The 17,215-nt window shown below is 63.5% G+C and carries 14 protein-coding genes; 10 read left to right on the top strand and 4 right to left on the bottom strand.

What is annotated here, in order from left to right:
• Nucleotides 1–119: 119 nt before the first annotated feature.
• The 6 genes from nagZ to tatC all read left to right on the top strand — a co-directional run bounded on the left by nagZ (nucleotide 120) and on the right by tatC (nucleotide 4,291).
• Nucleotides 120–1,139, top strand: coding sequence for a beta-N-acetylhexosaminidase (nagZ, locus tag CCE89_RS03145; protein ID WP_086436555.1), 1,020 nt, complete (start codon nucleotides 120–122; stop codon nucleotides 1,137–1,139).
• Nucleotides 1,140–1,141: 2 nt separating this feature from the next.
• A complete protein-coding gene (locus tag CCE89_RS03140; protein ID WP_407640389.1) occupies nucleotides 1,142–1,951 on the top strand; it encodes a segregation and condensation protein A in 810 nt (269 codons plus the stop codon).
• A 74-nt stretch (nucleotides 1,952–2,025) separates the two neighbouring features.
• Complete coding sequence (gene scpB, locus CCE89_RS03135) at nucleotides 2,026–2,667, top strand: SMC-Scp complex subunit ScpB (protein ID WP_234989953.1); 642 nt, start codon at nucleotides 2,026–2,028, stop codon at nucleotides 2,665–2,667.
• 61 nt (nucleotides 2,668–2,728) lie between these two features.
• Entirely contained in the window at nucleotides 2,729–2,989 is a 261-nt protein-coding gene (tatA, locus tag CCE89_RS03130) for a twin-arginine translocase TatA/TatE family subunit (RefSeq protein ID WP_086436552.1), read from the top strand.
• A 12-nt stretch (nucleotides 2,990–3,001) separates the two neighbouring features.
• Nucleotides 3,002–3,469 carry a Sec-independent protein translocase protein TatB gene (tatB, locus tag CCE89_RS03125; RefSeq protein ID WP_086436551.1) on the top strand — a complete coding sequence of 156 codons (468 nt, stop codon included), beginning with the start codon at nucleotides 3,002–3,004 and terminating at the stop codon, nucleotides 3,467–3,469.
• Between the two features lie 6 nt (nucleotides 3,470–3,475).
• Complete coding sequence (gene tatC / locus CCE89_RS03120; protein ID WP_086436550.1) at nucleotides 3,476–4,291, top strand: twin-arginine translocase subunit TatC; 816 nt, start codon at nucleotides 3,476–3,478, stop codon at nucleotides 4,289–4,291.
• A 214-nt stretch (nucleotides 4,292–4,505) separates the two neighbouring features.
• Here tatC and CCE89_RS03115 read toward each other — a convergent pair whose 3' ends face one another.
• A complete protein-coding gene (locus tag CCE89_RS03115; RefSeq protein WP_086436549.1) occupies nucleotides 4,506–4,727 on the bottom strand; it encodes a hypothetical protein in 222 nt (73 codons plus the stop codon).
• Between the two features lie 256 nt (nucleotides 4,728–4,983).
• On the bottom strand, nucleotides 4,984–6,675 hold the full coding sequence (locus CCE89_RS03110; RefSeq protein WP_086436548.1) for an amidohydrolase: 1,692 nt from the start codon (nucleotides 6,673–6,675) through the stop codon (nucleotides 4,984–4,986).
• Nucleotides 6,676–6,769: 94 nt separating this feature from the next.
• Here CCE89_RS03110 and CCE89_RS03105 point away from each other — a divergent pair, with 94 nt between their 5' ends.
• The 4 genes from CCE89_RS03105 to CCE89_RS03090 all read left to right on the top strand — a co-directional run bounded on the left by CCE89_RS03105 (nucleotide 6,770) and on the right by CCE89_RS03090 (nucleotide 15,364).
• A complete protein-coding gene (locus tag CCE89_RS03105; protein ID WP_086436547.1) occupies nucleotides 6,770–8,023 on the top strand; it encodes a threonine ammonia-lyase in 1,254 nt (417 codons plus the stop codon).
• A 156-nt stretch (nucleotides 8,024–8,179) separates the two neighbouring features.
• Complete coding sequence (locus tag CCE89_RS03100) at nucleotides 8,180–9,013, top strand: arginyltransferase (protein ID WP_086436546.1); 834 nt, start codon at nucleotides 8,180–8,182, stop codon at nucleotides 9,011–9,013.
• A 31-nt stretch (nucleotides 9,014–9,044) separates the two neighbouring features.
• Nucleotides 9,045–11,174 carry an autotransporter assembly complex protein TamA gene (locus CCE89_RS03095; RefSeq protein WP_086436545.1) on the top strand — a complete coding sequence of 710 codons (2,130 nt, stop codon included), beginning with the start codon at nucleotides 9,045–9,047 and terminating at the stop codon, nucleotides 11,172–11,174.
• A complete protein-coding gene (locus CCE89_RS03090) occupies nucleotides 11,174–15,364 on the top strand; it encodes a translocation/assembly module TamB domain-containing protein (protein ID WP_086436544.1) in 4,191 nt (1,396 codons plus the stop codon). Before CCE89_RS03095 ends, CCE89_RS03090 begins: the two co-directional genes overlap by 1 nt.
• A 149-nt stretch (nucleotides 15,365–15,513) precedes the next feature.
• Here the strand turns inward: CCE89_RS03090 and CCE89_RS03085 are convergent, their stop codons facing one another.
• Together CCE89_RS03085 and CCE89_RS03080 are read right to left on the bottom strand one after the other, a co-directional pair.
• Nucleotides 15,514–16,047 carry a fasciclin domain-containing protein gene (locus CCE89_RS03085; RefSeq protein ID WP_234989913.1) on the bottom strand — a complete coding sequence of 178 codons (534 nt, stop codon included), beginning with the start codon at nucleotides 16,045–16,047 and terminating at the stop codon, nucleotides 15,514–15,516.
• Between the two features lie 55 nt (nucleotides 16,048–16,102).
• The gene (locus CCE89_RS03080; RefSeq protein ID WP_086436542.1) at nucleotides 16,103–17,170 is read right to left on the bottom strand and encodes a hypothetical protein; all 1,068 of its coding nucleotides are present in this window, start codon (nucleotides 17,168–17,170) and stop codon (nucleotides 16,103–16,105) included.
• Nucleotides 17,171–17,215 lie beyond the last annotated feature (45 nt).

The following is a 17,215-nucleotide window of genomic DNA, read 5'->3' as shown; positions in this document are numbered from 1 at the left end:
CCCAAATCGGGCTAAATCAGGCGAAAACAGGGTAAAATGGCCCGAAAACGCGGCCTTTTCCCCCACTTGGGGGGGATCTCCGCTTGCCGCCAGGAGTCTTTGCTGCGATTTTTCAAACCATGACACCGGCCATTTTCGGGATTGCAGGACTGGAGCTGAGCGCGGAGGAGCGCGCTTTCTTCAGCGATGCCGATCCTGCGGGCTACATCCTGTTCGCGCGCAATTGCGACAATCGCGAGCAGCTGCGCCGCCTGACCGACGAATTGCGCGCTCTCCACGGGCGCGACCGACTGCTTGTCTCGATCGACCAGGAGGGCGGGCGGGTCGCCCGGCTGCGCCCACCGCACTGGAGCGATTTTCCGAGCGGCGAGGCCTTTGACCATCTCTATCGGATTGCTCCGGCTAGCGCGATCGAAGCGGCGCGGGTCAATGCCCATGCAATGGCGCTCGAGCTGTCGGAAATGGGCATCACCGTCGATTACCACCCGCCGCTCGATGTGCGGCGAGAGGGCGCGCATGACGTGATCGGCGACCGCGCGCTGGGCAGCGATCCGATGCAGGTCGCCGCGATCGGGCGCGCCATCCTCGACGGCTTGGCCAAAGGCGGCGTCACCGGCTGCATCAAGCATATGCCCGGCCATGGCCGCAGCCAGTGCGACAGCCACAAGGAAATGCCGCGCGTCACGGCCAGCGAAGAAGAACTCGAGGCCGATCTCGCGCCGTTCCGCACGCTCAACCATGCGCCGATCGGCATGACCGGGCACCTGCTTTTCACGGCGTGGGACGAAGAGAATCCGGCGACGCTTTCGCCCTTCATCATCGAAACGATCATTCGTGAGCGCATCGGCTTCGATGGGCTGCTGCTGACCGATGACATCGATATGGAAGCGCTCGACGGCACCATTCCCGAACGCTCGGCGCGCGCTCATGCGGCAGGATGCGATCTCATCCTCAATTGCTGGGCGAAGATGGATGACATGAAGGGGATCGCCGATGTGCTTCCCGCAATGTCCGCCAAGACCGCCGCGCGTCTCGACGCCGCGCTTGCCGGAACCGCGATCCGCGAAGAGAGCGACGAGAAAAGCGCGCTTCTGGCCAAGCGTGACGCGCTGCTCGCGCTGACGGGTGAACCCGCATGAGCATGAGCGACGATGGCCTGATGTTCGATGCCGATGCGGTAAGCGATCCGGAAGAAAGCTGGGAAGGCCCCGCAAGCAATGCAGGCGAGGACAAGGCTCTCTACCTCGAACTCGACGGGTGGGAGGGGCCGCTCGACCTGCTGCTCGATCTCGCGCGCCGCCAGAAGGTCGACCTCAGGCAGATCTCGATCCTTGCTCTGGTCGACCAGTACCTGACCTATATCGAGCGGGCCGAGGCGCTGCGGCTCGAGCTCGCCGCCGATTATCTCGTGATGGCGGCATGGCTCGCGTACCTCAAATCCTCGCTGCTGCTGCCGAAGGAAGAGCAAGAGGACCCGAGCCCCGAAGAGCTTGCCCTGCGCCTGCAGCTTCGTCTGCAAAGGCTCGGCGCGATGCGGGAAGCGGCGGCACGCCTGATGGGGCGCGACCGGATCGGACGCGACATCTTCCTGCGCGGCGCGCCCGAGGGTCTGCGTATCGACCGCAAGACGCAATGGAAGTGCGATAGCTATGCGCTGATCCAGGCCTATGGCCAGGTCAAGGCGCGCACGGCACCGCGCATCTATCACGTGTCGGACCGTCCGGTGATGACGCTCGACAGCGCGCTCGACCGGGTGTCGGCGATGCTCGGCGTCACGCTCGAGTGGATGGAGATCCGCGACTTCCTCCCGCCTCATGCAGAGCCGCGTCTGCGCAAGTCCGCGCTTGCCTCCAGCTTCGTCGCCGCGCTCGAACTTGCCAAGATGGGCAAGGCGGAGATCGAGCAGGAAGAGACCTATGGCGACCTTCGCATCCGGAGGATCGTCCAGTGAGCTCGGACGCAGCCGAAGCACCGGACGAAACCGTGCGCGCTGTCGAAGCGACGCTTTTCGCATCCGAGGAACCGATGACGGTGGAAGCGCTCGCTGGGCATCTTGGCAGGCTTGAGAATGCGGTTGTGCGCGAGGCCCTGCGCGAGTTGCAGGAGCACTACGACAAGCGCGGAGTGAATCTGGTCGAGCGCGGCAAGCGCTGGCATTTCGAGACAGCGCCCGACTTGGCGCATATCCTGCGGCGCGAACGCGAGCAGGTGCGCCGCCTGAGCCGCGCCGCCACCGAAGTGCTCGCGATCGTTGCCTATCACGAGCCGGTCAGCCGCGCCGAAATCGAATCGATCCGCGGCGTGCAGACCGCCAAGGGAACGCTCGACGTGCTGATGGAGGCGGGCTGGATCAAGCTCGCCGGACGGCGCGAAGTGCCGGGCCGCCCGGTGATTTATGCGACGACCGCAGAGTTCCTCGATCATTTCGGCCTGTCGAGTCGCCGCGACCTGCCGGGGATCGACGAATTGCGCGCTGCCGGCCTGCTCGACCCGGTCGACGATGCGCTCGAAGAAGCCATGAACCCCGATACGCCCGACGAGACTGACGAACAAACGGTGGACGACAGCGACGACGAGACGCTTGTCGAGGACGCCGGTTTCGAGCCGGAGGATGAGGGCGAGCCCAAACCCGATAGCGGGGCGGCTTCGGCTGAATCGCTTGCCTGACTGGCGTCGGGCCGGTCGAAGCCCTATATTGGTCCCGACATTTCAACCAAGAGAGTAACCAATGGGTCTCAGCGTCTGGCAAATTGCAATCATCGCCCTCGTGGTCCTCGTCCTGTTCGGGCGTGGCCGTATCTCGGAGATGATGGGCGATTTCGGTAAGGGTATCAGCAGCTTCAAGAAGGGCATGAGCGAAGAAACCGGCGAGGCGGACAAGCCGACCGGCCAGATCGAAGCGCCCAAGCACGAGGCGAAGCCGGCCGATCAGGCCGCTGCCGACCCGCAGCCGGCTCCGCGGTCGGATACGCCCGACACCCGGGGCTAGGAGGCCCTTCCCATGTTTGACATCGGCGCCAGCGAATTGCTGGTCATCGTCATCGTGGCGATCCTGGTGATCGGCCCGAAGGACATGCCGATGGCGCTGCGCACGGCGGGTCGCTGGATCGGCAAGGTGCGCCGCGTGTCTTCCCATTTCCGCTCGGGGATCGACGCCATGATCCGCGAGGCAGAGCTCGAGGACATGGAGAAGAAGTGGAAGGCGCAGAACGAGGCGATCATGGCCAAGAGTTCTGCTTCTGGCGGAGAGAGCGTTGAAGCGGAGATGACCGGCCCTCCCGCGCTCGAGCGACCCGACAGCGCGAGTGCGGAATCGCGTTTGCGAGAGCCGGAAGCGCCGGACCCGGATCAGGACGATCCGCCACCTGCTGCATCGTCCACGCGAGCGCCGACAAGGAGCGAGGCGTCAACGTCCAATCCTGACAGCGAACCCGAATTGCCGCTCGGCTCATCGAAGTCGGGGGACTGACGCGCCATGGCTCTCAAGCTCAGCGATATCGACGAAACGCAGTCGCCGCTGCTCGATCATCTGGTCGAATTGCGCACGCGGCTGGTGCGCAGCGTCGTGGCACTCGCGATTGCATTCGGCGTCTGTTTTTACTTCGCCGATCCAATTCTCGGTTTCCTCGTCCAGCCGCTGAAGAATGCATTTCCTGCGGGCGAGGGGCAGCTGATCTTCACCAAGCTCTACGAAGTCTTTTTCGTGGAACTGAAGGTGGCGCTGTTCGCGGGTTTCCTCGTCAGCTTCCCGGTCATCGCCAACCAGCTCTGGGCCTTTGTCGCGCCCGGTCTCTATGCGCGCGAGAAGAAAGCGTTCCTGCCGTTTCTTATCGCGACACCGGTGCTGTTCACCGCTGGCGCGGCGCTTGCCTATTTCGTCGTTATGCCGACGGCCTTCAAATGGTTCCTCGGCTTCGAGGGCGAAGCAGGCGGCCTGTCAATCGAGGCCCTGCCGAGTGCGGGCGACTATCTCGGCCTGGTCATGCAGTTCATTCTGGCCTTCGGGATCAGTTTTCTCCTGCCGGTGCTTCTCCTGCTGCTCAATCGCGGAGGCATAGTCACGCGCGCTCAGCTAGCCGGGGCGCGGCGCTATGTGATTGTCGGCGTGGTCGCGCTTGCGGCGGTCGTTACGCCCCCTGATCCGGGATCGCAGGTGATTCTGGCCATCCCGCTGCTTCTTCTGTTCGAGGGCTCGCTTGTCCTGATGCGCTTTCAGGAGCGGCGCGATGACCGGGACAGCGACAATAGCGAGAGGCAGGGCGAAGGCTCCACCAATGCTTCGACCGAATAGGTTGCGCGCTCAAACGACGGGCCTCTACGCGCGCTGACGCAACGCCGGGCGGTAGCCGTCATCTGAAGAAATGCGCGGACTTGTGCGCCAGGGGATGAGAACAGCTCACTCTGCCCCGCCGCTGGTCATTGCAGATCTTCAGCACCGTGCATCTACTGCAGACAAAAAAGGGGCCCCACGCAGGGACCCCTCATTCATTCGATTGGTAACCGAATTACGGGCTGACCGGATCGTCGTCGTCGCCGTCAGCAGCGATCACGATACCGGCGATGACTGCAGCAGCAGCCAGCACAGCGATGATGATTCCGCTGCCGCCTTCGAGTTCACTCTCGCCCTCAACCGGAGCAGCAGTGCGGCTGAAAGCAGCTTCTGCGATGGCCGGAGAGGCGGCTAGGGATACGACTGCGGTTGCAGCAGCAAGCGTACGGAACTTCATTGAATCGTCTCCTCGTTTGAGATCTTAACTTTCAATTCAGCGTCAGAACTAAACGAGGCACTCGAGCTATACAAGCCCCCAAATCGTCTATTCCGGCGTGAACTTCAGTGAAAACACCAATAATTTCGTGGTTTAACCTAACCTGTGACAAAAAGGTCGCGCTACTCCGTGCCTAATCTGCCACGACCTGAGTCCTCGAATGCTGCATTGCAGAGGCAAGGTTAAGATTCTGTTACACTTCTGTCCGAATGGCCGGTCAGTTCCCAGCAGCCGAGAAAACCTTCTCTCCGCCCGCCCAGGTTTCCAGAATCTTCGTCATGCGCAATTCTTGCGGCGAGGCGAGCATCGGATCGCGGTCGACCAGAATGAAGTCCGCGCGTTCGCCTTCGACGAGCCGACCGAACCGCCCTTCGGCAAATCCGGCATAAGCAGCGCCGCTGGTGTAAGCGGCGATTGCTGCTTCGCGAGAAACGCTTTCCTGCGGGAGCCAGCCGCCAAAGGGTTCGCCATTCGCATCGGTCCTGCTGATTGCCGCAGCCAGCCCGGCGAAGGCATCTGGCGGTTCTACGGGAGCATCGGAACCAAATGCGAGCCTTGCTCCGGCCGCCGCAATACTGCGCCACGCATAGGCGCCGCCAAGACGGTCGGGTCCGAGCCGCGCTTCGGCCATCAAGCGATCGGAGGTCTGGTGAAGCGGCTGCATCGAGGCAATGATTCCGTGTTCGCCAAAACGGGCGATATCGGACGGATCGACGATCTGCGCATGCTCGATCCGCCAGCGCCGATCGCCCTTATAGCTTTCGCTCAGATCGTCGATTGCCGAGAGGACTTCCGCATTGGCGGCATCGCCGATTGCGTGGACGGCGACCTGAAAACCTTCCATCGATGCGCGGCTCATCAGGTTTCGCAACTGGGCCGGGCTGAGCAGCGGCAGGCCGAAATGGCCCGCCTCATCATGATAGGGCTGCTTGAGGATCGCACCACGAGAGCCGAGGGCGCCATCGAGGTAGAGCTTCACGCCGTTGAGCCGGAGTCGGTCTTTATAAAGCCATGGCGTCGGTCGCGGTCCGGCGATGAGGAACATCGAGTCCAGACTGTCGGCGTAGGACATGATGCGCAGCTTCAATGCTCCGAGATCGCCGGCCCGCCGGAAGGTCTGCCAGTCTTCTACCGAAGTGCCCATGTCGGCCACTGCGGTGATGCCGTTGGCAAAGAGCAGTTTCTGCGCCTCGCGCAGTGCGGAATCGCGGTCGGCGGGACGAGGTGCGGGCACAACCGCGCTGACGAGGCTTGTGGCTGCGTCGACGAAAACGCCGGCCGGTTCGCGCGACCCCGCCTTGCGGATGATGCGCCCGCCCGACGGATCCTTGCTGGCCGCCGTGACGCCAGCGGCCTGCATGGCGAGGCTATTGGCCCAGTTGGCATGGCCGTCGACGCGTTCGAGCCACACAGGCCGGTCGCTAACGACGGAATCGAGCTCTTCTGCGGTCGGGAACCGGCCAAGGCCCCACTTTTCCTGGTTCCAGCCGCGTCCCAGGATCCACGGGCGGCCCGGGTTGTCGGCGGCAAAGCGCGCAATCTTGGCGAGCGCTTCATCGAGCGAGTTCGTGTCCGACAGGTCGAGCGTCAATTGTCCGAACCCGATATCCATGACGTGGACATGGGCGTCGATCATGCCGGGGAGCATGACGCGACCCTTGCCATCGACGCTGAACTCGACATCGCGCGGACGGTCCTCGCCGCTTTCGACGATATCGGTGATGCGTCCCTCGTCGTCGAACACCAGGCCGGTGAAGCGCTCCAGCGCTCCGTCTTCGCCGACCGTCAGACCTTCGACATTGTACACCAGCGTATCGGCCACTGCGGGCGAGGCAGAGAGCCCGGCCAATGCAATCGATGCGGCGCTGGCGAGCCGGAGGGCGGGAGATTTGCTCGTGATCCTGATCATGGTTCGCCGCGTTAATGCCAAATCAGGCGACTGCAAAGTGAAAGCCTGTCAGCGGGCCGTTGCGGAAGGGGAGCCGAGCGATTAGGGCAAACCGATGAATGCGACCCCGGCCTCTGCCAGTTCAACTGACGCGCTCGACGCGCTGACCATCGACGACGTGCGCGCTGCAGCAGCGCGCATTGAAGGTTCCGTTGTACGCACGCCGATGATGCGTTCGCAGACCCTGTCGGAAATCGCCGGATGTGAAATCTGGCTCAAGTTCGAGAATCAGCAATTCACTGCCGCTTACAAGGAGCGTGGCGCCCTCAATGCGCTGCTCCATCTGACGGACGAGCAGAAAAAGCGTGGTGTCATCGCGGCCTCGGCCGGCAACCACAGTCAGGGCCTTTCCTATCACGGCACCCGCCTCGGCGTGCCGGTGACGATCGTCATGCCGCGCACCACGCCCACGGTTAAGGTCCAGCAGACCGAAAGCGTCGGCGGCAATGTCGTGCTCGAAGGCGAGACTTTCGACGAGGCCTATGCCCACGCCTGCAAGCTGGAGAAAGAACTCGGCCTCACCTTCGTGCATCCGTTCGACGATCCGATCGTCGCGGCCGGGCAGGGCACGGTCGCGCTCGAAATGCTCGAAGATCAACCCGATCTCGATTGCCTGGTGACGCCGATTGGTGGCGGCGGGCTGATTTCAGGCATGGCGACGGTTGCAAAGACGCTCAACCCCGAGATCGAGATAATCGGCGTGCAGGCCTCCCTGTATCCCTCCATGTATGCCCGGGTGAAGGGGCATGAAATGGATTGCGGCGGTGACACGCTCGCCGAAGGGATCGCCGTGAAGGCCCCCGGCGAGTTCACCAGCAAGATCATTGCCGAGCGGGTCGACGACATCCTGCTGGTGGAAGAGCGCGCCCTGGAAGAGGCCGTGTCGCTGCTGCTGCAGATCGAGAAGACCGTGGTCGAAGGGGCCGGCGCTGCCGGTCTTGCCGCAGTACTCGCCAATCCTGAACGCTTTGCGGGGAAGAAAGTCGGGCTGGTGCTGTGCGGCGGCAATATCGACACCCGCCTGCTCGCCAATGTGCTGCTGCGCGATCTCGCCCGGCAAGGCCGCCTTGCGCGGCTTCGCATCACCTTGCAGGATCGGCCCGGCGCATTGTTCAAGGTGATGAACGAGTTCAACGAGCACAACGTCAATATCATCGAGATCTACCACCAGCGCATCTTCACTTCGCTGCCGGCCAAGGGGCTGATCACCGATATCGAATGCGAGGCGCGGGACCGTGAGCAGCTCGATGCGCTGGTTAACTCTCTTCGCAAGAAAAACTACACGGTGAGCCTGGTCGAGCTCAATTGACCGCGTTCTGGCGTGCTTCTGCCGTCAAAATGTTCAAAGTAATCCTATATTTACCATGATTCATGGTTAAGGGACTTCTAACGAGGCGGCGAAACAGGCATAACATGGGCTTAACGCGAACACGCCCGATTCCCTGATTAAGGACTTAACGATACCGTGACGGCACCGCTGCGCTTCCCTCGATTTTTCGTAACGAGCCCGGCGCCCTGTCCGTATCTACCGGGCCGCAGCGAACGCAAGGTTTTCACCGAACTCAAGGGTCCGCACGCCGATCAGCTCAACGAAGCCCTCGGCCGGATTGGCTTCCGCCGCAGCCAGACCGTGGCCTATCGTCCCAGCTGCATCGATTGCCAGGCCTGCGTGTCGGTTCGGGTTGCGAGCGATGACTTCCGGCCCTCCTCGACCCAGAAGCGCAACCTCAAGCGTAACAGCGATCTGATCGCGACCGAATGCCGACCTTGGGCGACCGAGGAACAATTTGCCCTGCTTCTGAATTACCTAGGCGTGCGCCATCCCGATGGCGGGATGTCCACGATGGACGAGATGGACTATGCCGATATGGTCGAGCACACGCCCGTATCGAGCATGCTCATCGAGTATAGGGAGCCTACGGAGACGGGAGAGCCGGGCCGCCTAGTCGGTGCCTGCTTGACCGATCGCCAGGGCGACGGGTTGTCGATGATTTACAGTTTCTACGACCCGGAACATGAGGCGCGCTCGGGTCTTGGCAATTATATCATTCTCGACCACATTCGCCGGGCTGCGGCAGAGGGCTTGCCCTACGTCTATCTCGGCTATTGGGTCGAAGGATCGCCGCGCATGCAATACAAGGTGCGCTATCGTCCGCTCGAGAAGCTTACCCGCGAAGGCTGGGAACGGATGCCCGCCGAAGAACAGGACCGTCTCATCGCCGAAGCCACCCGGCCCAAGCAAAGCGGTTCGGCTGTCGGACACAAGGACGGCCAGCCGGCACAGTTCGAGACGAGCTGACGCCATTTTCCTGACATTGTCGCGCTTGCTGATGGCGGGATCGCTCGCCGCTTCACCGTTCGCCCTCGCGGCTCAGGACAGGAGTGCGCCCGAGCGGCTCGAAGATCTCATTCCCGATAGCGCGGTCGAAAACCCCGAGGAGTGGGCGACCGACATCCCCGCAGACACTTCGGGCGAAGTTTCAACCGAGCCGGCGCCCGGTGTTTCCGAGCTCGATCCCGAAACACCGATGGCCGAACTGCCCGATCTCACGGTCGATTGGCCCGACGATATCGAGCTGGCCGAGCCTGAGGTTCTCGAACCCATCGAGGATGCGCCCGAGGCATTCGTGGGGATCGAGGAACTGGAGCTTGCGCCCGAACCCGAACTGGCGGAGTTCGACGTCGGCCGACGGCTCGTGCTCGGCTTCCCGGCCGATTCGGACGGTTTCCCCGAGCAGACCGAGTTTCTCGAACGCTTCCGCGAGTTGTCGACCGTGCGCGAACTCGGCGGCGGCGAGGACACCGTCGCGCAAATCGCCGCCCGTGCACGCGAGGACGAGGAACTGCTGCAACGCCTGCTCCGGGTCTATGGCTATTATGATGCGCAGGTCATCCGCATCGTCGGCGGGCCTCGCCCGGGTGAAGAAAGTGGCGAAACCGCACCCCAGGTGCGTTTCGATATCCTGCCCGGGCGCCGCTACGAATTCGGTGCGATCGAACTGGGCGATCTCGATACAGCGCCCGACTATCCGGAGCTTCGCGAAACATTCGATATCGCAAGCGGCGATCCGCTCAACAGCGACCGGATCGTCAGCGAGCGTTTCGCCCTCGACGACAAGTTGGGCGAGACGGGCTATCCCTTCGCCGAGATCGCCGATCCGGAACTGCTGGTCGATCATGCGCGGCGCGAAGGCGACCTCACCATGCCGGTTCAGCCGGGCGGCAAATATGTCTTTGGCGAAGTGACGAGCAGCGAGCCTGACTTCCTGTCAGGCCGCCACTTTGAACGGATCGCGCGCTTCGATGCGGGCGAAACCTACCAGCGCAGTCTCGAACTCGACCTGCGCCGCGCGGTGATTGCGACGGGGCTCGTTTCCTCGGCCAGCGTCACGACTCGCGAAGTCCAGCCGCCCAGCGATGGCGAGCCGGGTGTCGTCGCCCTCGACGTCGATATCGAGAAGGCAAACGTTCGCACGATCGCCGGCGCGATCGGCTATGGCACTGAAGACGGGTTCAAGGTCGAAGCGAGCTGGGAGCATCGCAACTTCTTCCCGCCCGAAGGGGCGATCAAGGTTCGCGGCATAGCGGGCACCCGCGAACAGCTGGCCGGGATCAATTTCACGCGCAACAACTTCAAACGCCGCGACCAGGTCATCACGCTCGATGCCTATGCCAGCGATTTCGAAACCGAAGCCGTCGATGCGCGCACTGTCGCACTTCGCGGCGCGTTCGAGCGCCTTTCGAACCTGCTGTTCCAGAAGCCCTTCAGTTGGTCGGTCGGGGCGGAGGTGCTGTATACCGACGAACGCAACCGGGTTGTCGGCGGTATAGCGCGACCGCGGCAGGAGTATCTGATCGGTGCGCTGTTCGGCCGCGCGACGATCGACGCGAGCGACTCGCTGCTCGATCCGACCGAGGGCTATCGCCTCGTCGGATACCTCGCTCCCGAAGTGTCACGCAGCGCAGGATCGACGACTTTCTACCTGCGCAACCAGGTCGATGCGGCCTATTACCAGAGCGTCTCCGAGAAGATCGTCCTCGCGGGGCGCGCGCGCTTTGCCAGCATCCAGGGGGCCGAAACCTTCGAGATCGCGCCCTCGCGCAGGATCTACGCCGGCGGCGGCGGTTCGGTGCGCGGCTATGGCTATCAGGCGGTCGGCCCGCGCAATGACTTCGGCGAACCGACCGGCGGTCTGTCGAAGGTCGAGTTCTCGCTCGAAGCGCGTGTCCAGACCGGCTTCCTCGATGGAGCGGTGGAGGTCATCCCCTTCGTCGATATGGGCAGCGTCTCGCTCGAGAGCATTCCCGATTTCCGCTTCGTCAATTGGGGCGTCGGAATGGGAGTAGCCTACAAGACGGGCTTCGGGCCGATCCGTGTCGATGTGGGCGTGCCGCTCAATCGCAATCCGATGTTCGACAGCCCCGTGGCCGTTTACGTCAGTCTGGGGCAGTCCTTCTGATGGCGGACGAAGACCAGATCGAGGAGACCGGGGAAGATACCCCGCCGCGCAAGCGCAAGCGGCGCTGGGCGAAGCGCGCCGGCTGGCTGCTCGCGCTGATTATCGCGCCGATCATCCTCGCGATCGCCTTGCTCAACACCTCGATCGGCAAACGCTTCATCGCCGAACAGATCGCCGCGGTCGCACCGGCATCGGGCCTGCGCTTCGAAGTGGGCCGGATCGAAGGAGACATATTCTCCGACGCGGTGCTGCATGATGTCGTACTGCTCGATCCCAAGGGCGAGTTCCTGACGATACCGAGGGTCGAACTCGAATGGCGACCGCTCGCCTGGCTGACCCGCGGCCTCGATGTGAGTAATCTTACGGCAGAGCGCGGCAATCTCACCCGCCTGCCCGAACTGGAGCCGGGCGATCCCGACGCACCGATCCTGCCCGATTTCGATATTCGCATCGGACGGCTCGCGCTGGAAGATTTCACGATCGCGCCGGGCATCGCGGGAGACGAGGCGCAGGTCGTCAATCTCGAAGCGCGGGCCGATATTCGTTCGGGGCGTGTATTTGCCAAGGTCGATGGCGCGATAGGTGCGCAGGACCGATTGGCACTGTTGCTGGATGTGCGGCCGGACGGTGACCGTTTCGATATGTCGCTTGATTACCGCGCGCCGCTAGGCGGAGCGATGGCGCAGATGCTCGACGCCGACGCGGGTTATCGCGCGCGGATCGAGGGCGACGGGACCTGGTCCAACTGGCTCGGCCATGCACTGGTCACCCGCAATGGCGAGCGCTTCGCCGCGTTGCGCGTGACCAACCGCGCCGGCGAATACGGCATTCTCGGGAAGCTGGCGCCGGCCGCGGCTTTGGAGGGCCTGCCTGCGCGCGCAGCTGGCAATTCGGTCGCGGTCGTAGCGAACGGCACGCTGGTCGACAGCACGCTGGACGGAAACGCACGTCTGATCGGCGCTGCTCTCGACGCGCGTGGCGAAGGCACGATCGATCTCGCGGATAATGCTTTCGAGGATTTCGCGCTCGATGCCCGGCTGACCGATCCCACGCTGTTCGGCGAGGATCTCGCGCTCGAAGACACAAGGCTTCAGGCCGTTCTCGACGGTCCTTTCCGGGATCTCAGGATCGGCCATGAGCTCGAGGTGGGCGAGCTGATCTCGGGCGAGACCCGGCTGGTCGGTATAAGCCAATCGGGTACGGCGCGCTTCGACGGTGCGAGCTGGACCCTCCCGCTCGATGCGGACATCGAGCGCGTTGTCAGTGGCAATGAATGGGTCGATCCGCGGCTGGTCGACGGGACCCTCGACGGTACGCTTTCCTATAGCGGCGTACGCTTGACCTCGGACGATCTGCGGCTCGTTTTCCCGGGGCTTGGCGCAAGGCTTTCGCTGCGCGGCAACACCGCGACGGGCGCCTATGCGCTCGCCGGACCAGTGAGTGCGAGCGGGGTCGAACTCGACGGCATCGGCCGCGCCAATGCCGATGCGAAGATCGTGTTCCAGACCGCGAGCGGCGCGCCCTGGAGCCTGCGCGCAAATCTTGCCGGTCGCATCACCGAGGTCACGAACGAGACGATCGCCAATCTGGCCGGTCCGCAAATCCGGTTCCGGGGTGGCGTGGGCATCGGAGGCGCGGCTCCGCTGACTTTCCGCGAGGTCGAGCTTGAGGCGGAGAAGCTCACGCTGGCTCTCGACGGACGGATCGAGGAAGGGCGAACCACGATTGCGGGCAGTGGTCGACACACCGAATACGGTCCGTTCACCGTCGAAGCCGCAATCGCGGACGACGGACCGCAAACGGTGCTGGTCTTCGCAGATCCTCTTCCCGCGGCCGGGCTGGAGGACGTGCGGGTGGCGCTCAGCCCGACGGACAATGGCTTTGCCATCGAAACCGAAGGCGGTTCGCTGCTTGGACCATTTGCCGGAGAGCTCGGCCTGGTCTCGCCAGCCGATGGTCCGACAGTGGTCGACATCTCGAGCCTGCGCATCTCGCAGACCGATGTGACCGGCAGGGTATCGCTGGTCGAGGGCGGCGCGCAGGGCAATCTGCAGCTCGCAGGCGGCGGGCTCGATGGAACAATCGCACTCGGGCCGAGCGGCGGAGGGCAGGGTTTCGATCTCGATCTGACTGCGCGCAACGCTCGCTTCGGCGGCGATACGCCGATTTCGCTGAACCGGGCGCAGGTCGACGTCTCGGGCCGGTTCGCCGACGGGTCGAGCCGGATCGAGGGCACGATCAACGGGCAGGGCATCGGCTATGGTAATCTGTTCATCGGTCAGCTGTCGGCCCGCGCGCAGGTGGTGGACGGACGCGGGGACGTCACCGCACGCATTGCCGGCCGGCGCGGAAGCCGGTTCAATCTCGCGCTCGATGGCGACATCGCGCCGGAGCGGATCGCGGTCATCGCGCGCGGCAGCTTTGCCGGGCAGGATATCACAATGCCGCGCCGCGCCGTCCTGACGAGCCAGCCGGACGGTGGCTGGCAACTTTCGCGCACGCAATTCGGCTATGGCGACGGTCGTGCGCTCGTGTCGGGTTCGTTCGGCGGCGGTGACACCGCCCTCGATCTCAGCCTCGTGCGTATGCCGCTTTCCCTCGTCGATGTCGTGGCGGCGGATTTCGGACTGGGCGGCACCATTTCGGGCAAGGTCGATTTCCGCTCGCAGCAGGGTACGGCGCCATCCGGCACCGCGCGCGTGAAGCTCGACGGCCTCACGCGTTCCGGCCTCGTGCTCACCTCGCGCCCGCTCGACGTCTCGCTCGTTGCGCGGCTTTCGCCCAATCGCCTCGATGCGCGCGCGGTACTCGACGAAAACGGCACTCGGCTTGGGCGGGTGCAGGCGCGGATTACCGATCTTCCGGGGCAAGGTGGCCTCGTCGAGAGGCTGCAGCGCGGGTCTTTGCTGGCGCAGATGCGGTATCGCGGAGCAGCGGACGCGCTCTGGCGGCTGGCCGCAATCGATGCTTTCGACATCACCGGGCCTGTCTCCGTCGCCGCCAATGCGACCGGTAGCTTGCTCGATCCGCGGGTGCGCGGTTCGCTTTCGAGCGACGACCTGCGCGTTCAGAGCGCGATCTCCGGTACCAATGTGCGGGATGTCTCCGTCAGGGGCAGTTTCGCCGGATCGCGCCTCAGGCTTCAGCGGTTCGAAGGGCGGACTTCTGGTGACGGCCGGGTAACGGGTAGCGGGTCGATCGACCTCGCCGATATCGGCGGAGGGCGAGGCCCTCGGATCGACTTGCGGGTGGCTGCGGACAATGCGCGCCTGCTCAACGCCAACGGACTTTCGGCCACGCTCACCGGGCCTTTGCGCATCGTCTCCGACGGGATTGGCGGCACGATCGCCGGCCGCGTACGGATCGATGAGGCGAGCTGGCGGCTCGGGACGACTGCGGACGAGTATCAGCTGCCTGATATCGATACGCGCGAAATCAACCAGCCCCCGGATGTGTCGGCGCCGACCCGCCTGGGCAGCCCCTGGCGCTATCTCGTCGATGCGCGCGCTCGGAGCCGGATCAATGTCGATGGCATGGGCCTCGACAGCGAATGGGGCGCGGATATCATCCTGCGCGGGACGACCGACGATCCCCGCATCGGTGGGGAAGCCCGGGTCGTTCGGGGCGCATACAGTTTTGCCGGGACCCGCTTCGAACTGACCCGCGGCCGGATCGACTTCGACGAAAACGTGCCGATCGATCCCCAGATCGATATCCTGGCGGAAACGCAGAAGGACGGCCTTTCGGTCACGGTAAGCGTCTCGGGCAACGCCCAGCAGCCGCAGATCACGTTCCAGTCCGACCCTGCGCTGCCTGAGGAAGAGATCCTCTCGCGCCTGCTGTTCGGCGATTCGATCACGTCGCTTTCGGCGACGGATGCGCTGCAACTCGGCACTGCGCTGGCGAGCCTGCGCGGCGGTTCGGGAATGGATCCGATCAACCAGCTCAGGAGCGCTATCGGTCTCGACCGGCTGCGCATCGTCGGGGCCGATCCGGCGCTGGGACGCGGTACCGGTGTCGCCTTGGGCAAGAACATCGGCAGCCGTTTCTATGTCGAGATCGTGACCGACGGGCGCGGCTACAGCGCGACCGAGGTCGAGTTCCGGATCACCAGCTGGCTCGCACTACTGGGCACCGTCTCGACCATCGGGCGCCAAAGCGCTGTCGTGGAAGTAAGCCGCGACTACTGACCGGACCCGACGAGGCGAAATAGAGATTGAGCACCGCCAACCTGCAGGCGCGAGTAGCCCATAAACAGAAAACCCCCGGAACTCCTGACCACTAAGGCCGGAGAACCCGGGGGCTTTAGTTCAAGAAATGTCCGAAAGCTTCGGAGCGCCTACTGCGTCGAGGGAAGCTCGGCGAGTACACCATCAACCGGAAACAGGACGCCATTGCTGGCAACCATGGCGGCCGAAGCGAGGCGTGCGGTGGCTCCGCTTGCGGAGGTCATCACGATGTTTTCGCCATCCTCATCGAATGTCAGCGTTCCGCTTCCGAGCGTGCGCATCTCGACCGCCCCGCCTTTCTGCTCGATTGCGGTCCGGATCGTTTCGGGCGTCAAGGCGCCGGGAATGATATGTTCGCGCAGCATGGCGGCGAGCAGCGGTGCCTGGGTTTCGTCTTCGAGTAGCGCTTCGGATCCTTCGAGAGTTTCAAACGCCGTATCGACCGGCGCTATGACGGTGTAGCTGGACGGGCCATCGAGCATGGTCGAAAGGCCGGTCTGCGACAGGGCCTCGCTCGCCATGGACAGATTGTCATCGCCCGCCATCATCGTCGCGACCGTCCGCGCCATGTTTTCCTCTGTCGCGAGGTCACCGTCGGCTGTTTCGCTTCCCTGGCCAGAGCACGCAGCGAGGATCAGCGTCATTGGGGCGAGCACGCAGAGCGCCGCTCGGCTTGAAAGAGTAGACATTGGTTACCTCTTAAATGAGTAGATCGATCGCTGCGGTGATCAGCTGTGTGGTCGGATCGACGCGGTAAACATATCCGTCGGCATACCGATAGTTCGCTTCGGGCGTGTCGTAATAGCGATCGCGATAGGAATACGGCACGTTGTAAACGTCGTACCCGCGCGGCATCCGCTGTCCGACCGTGAATTCATCACCGGTCAAAATGCCGGCGACCGAATTGATCGCCGCTGTTTCGGGATCGACCCGATAGATGACATTATCGGCATAGCGATAATTGTTCGGCGTCCCTAGGCGGTAGTAGTCCACGTAATAATCGGGCAGCGGCGCAGCATTGTAGCTGCTTGGCCAAGTATTTCCGATAGAGAGTGCACCGGCCAGCAGCGGGATGAAGCCCGCCAGGCCGCTGTCGCCATAGCGCAGTAGATAGCCATCATTGAGGTAGTAGCGCCCGTCGCCGAGCCCGCTGTAACCGAACAGGCTGGGGCGATAGCTGCGATAGTTTTGACGTGCCTGCCCCGGCGGCAGGCAGCCATTGCGCTTCTTTGCAAGGCCCGGGGGACAACCGGCGATCAGACCGCGGCTCGAACCGAGCGCCTCACGCAAGAGGCCGCCGTAATAACTGCCGCCGCGATCGTTGCCGCGATAGGAGTTGCCAGACCGGTTCGCGACGCCGTTTCCGCCATTGCCCTGGCGAACGGCGTTGGCGGGCCCACCTGCATTGCCGTTTCCGCGCATGGTGGCGTTGCCCTGACCATTGCCGTTTGAATTGCGATTGGCGTTTCCGTTTCCACGCGCGGCTGGTGGGCCGGCATTTCCGCGATTGGATTGCGCCTGATTGCCGTTTGCGTTTCCGCGATTGGCGTTATTCGCAGCGCTGCGATCAGGTCCGCGATCGGTATTGCCACGTGCGTCGGGCGGACCGCCCCGATTGGCGTTGCCATTACCATTTCCATTGCCCTGAGCTTTGGCAGCGTTGGCCGCGTTACCCTTGTTGCCATTATCGCCGCTTTTCCCAGGCTGGGCATGAAGCGGCGTTGCCGCCATCGCGATGACGGCTGCACCTGCGAGCAGTCTCAACATCGATTTTCTCCTTTCATTGGCAACGAAAGGGTGCGCGTTTCAGTT

Origin of the sequence: Altererythrobacter xiamenensis (genome assembly GCF_900177715.1) — a bacterium.
Taxonomy (GTDB): Bacteria; Pseudomonadota; Alphaproteobacteria; order Sphingomonadales; family Sphingomonadaceae; genus Erythrobacter; species Erythrobacter xiamenensis.
This window is presented reverse-complemented; position numbering and strand designations above follow the sequence as displayed.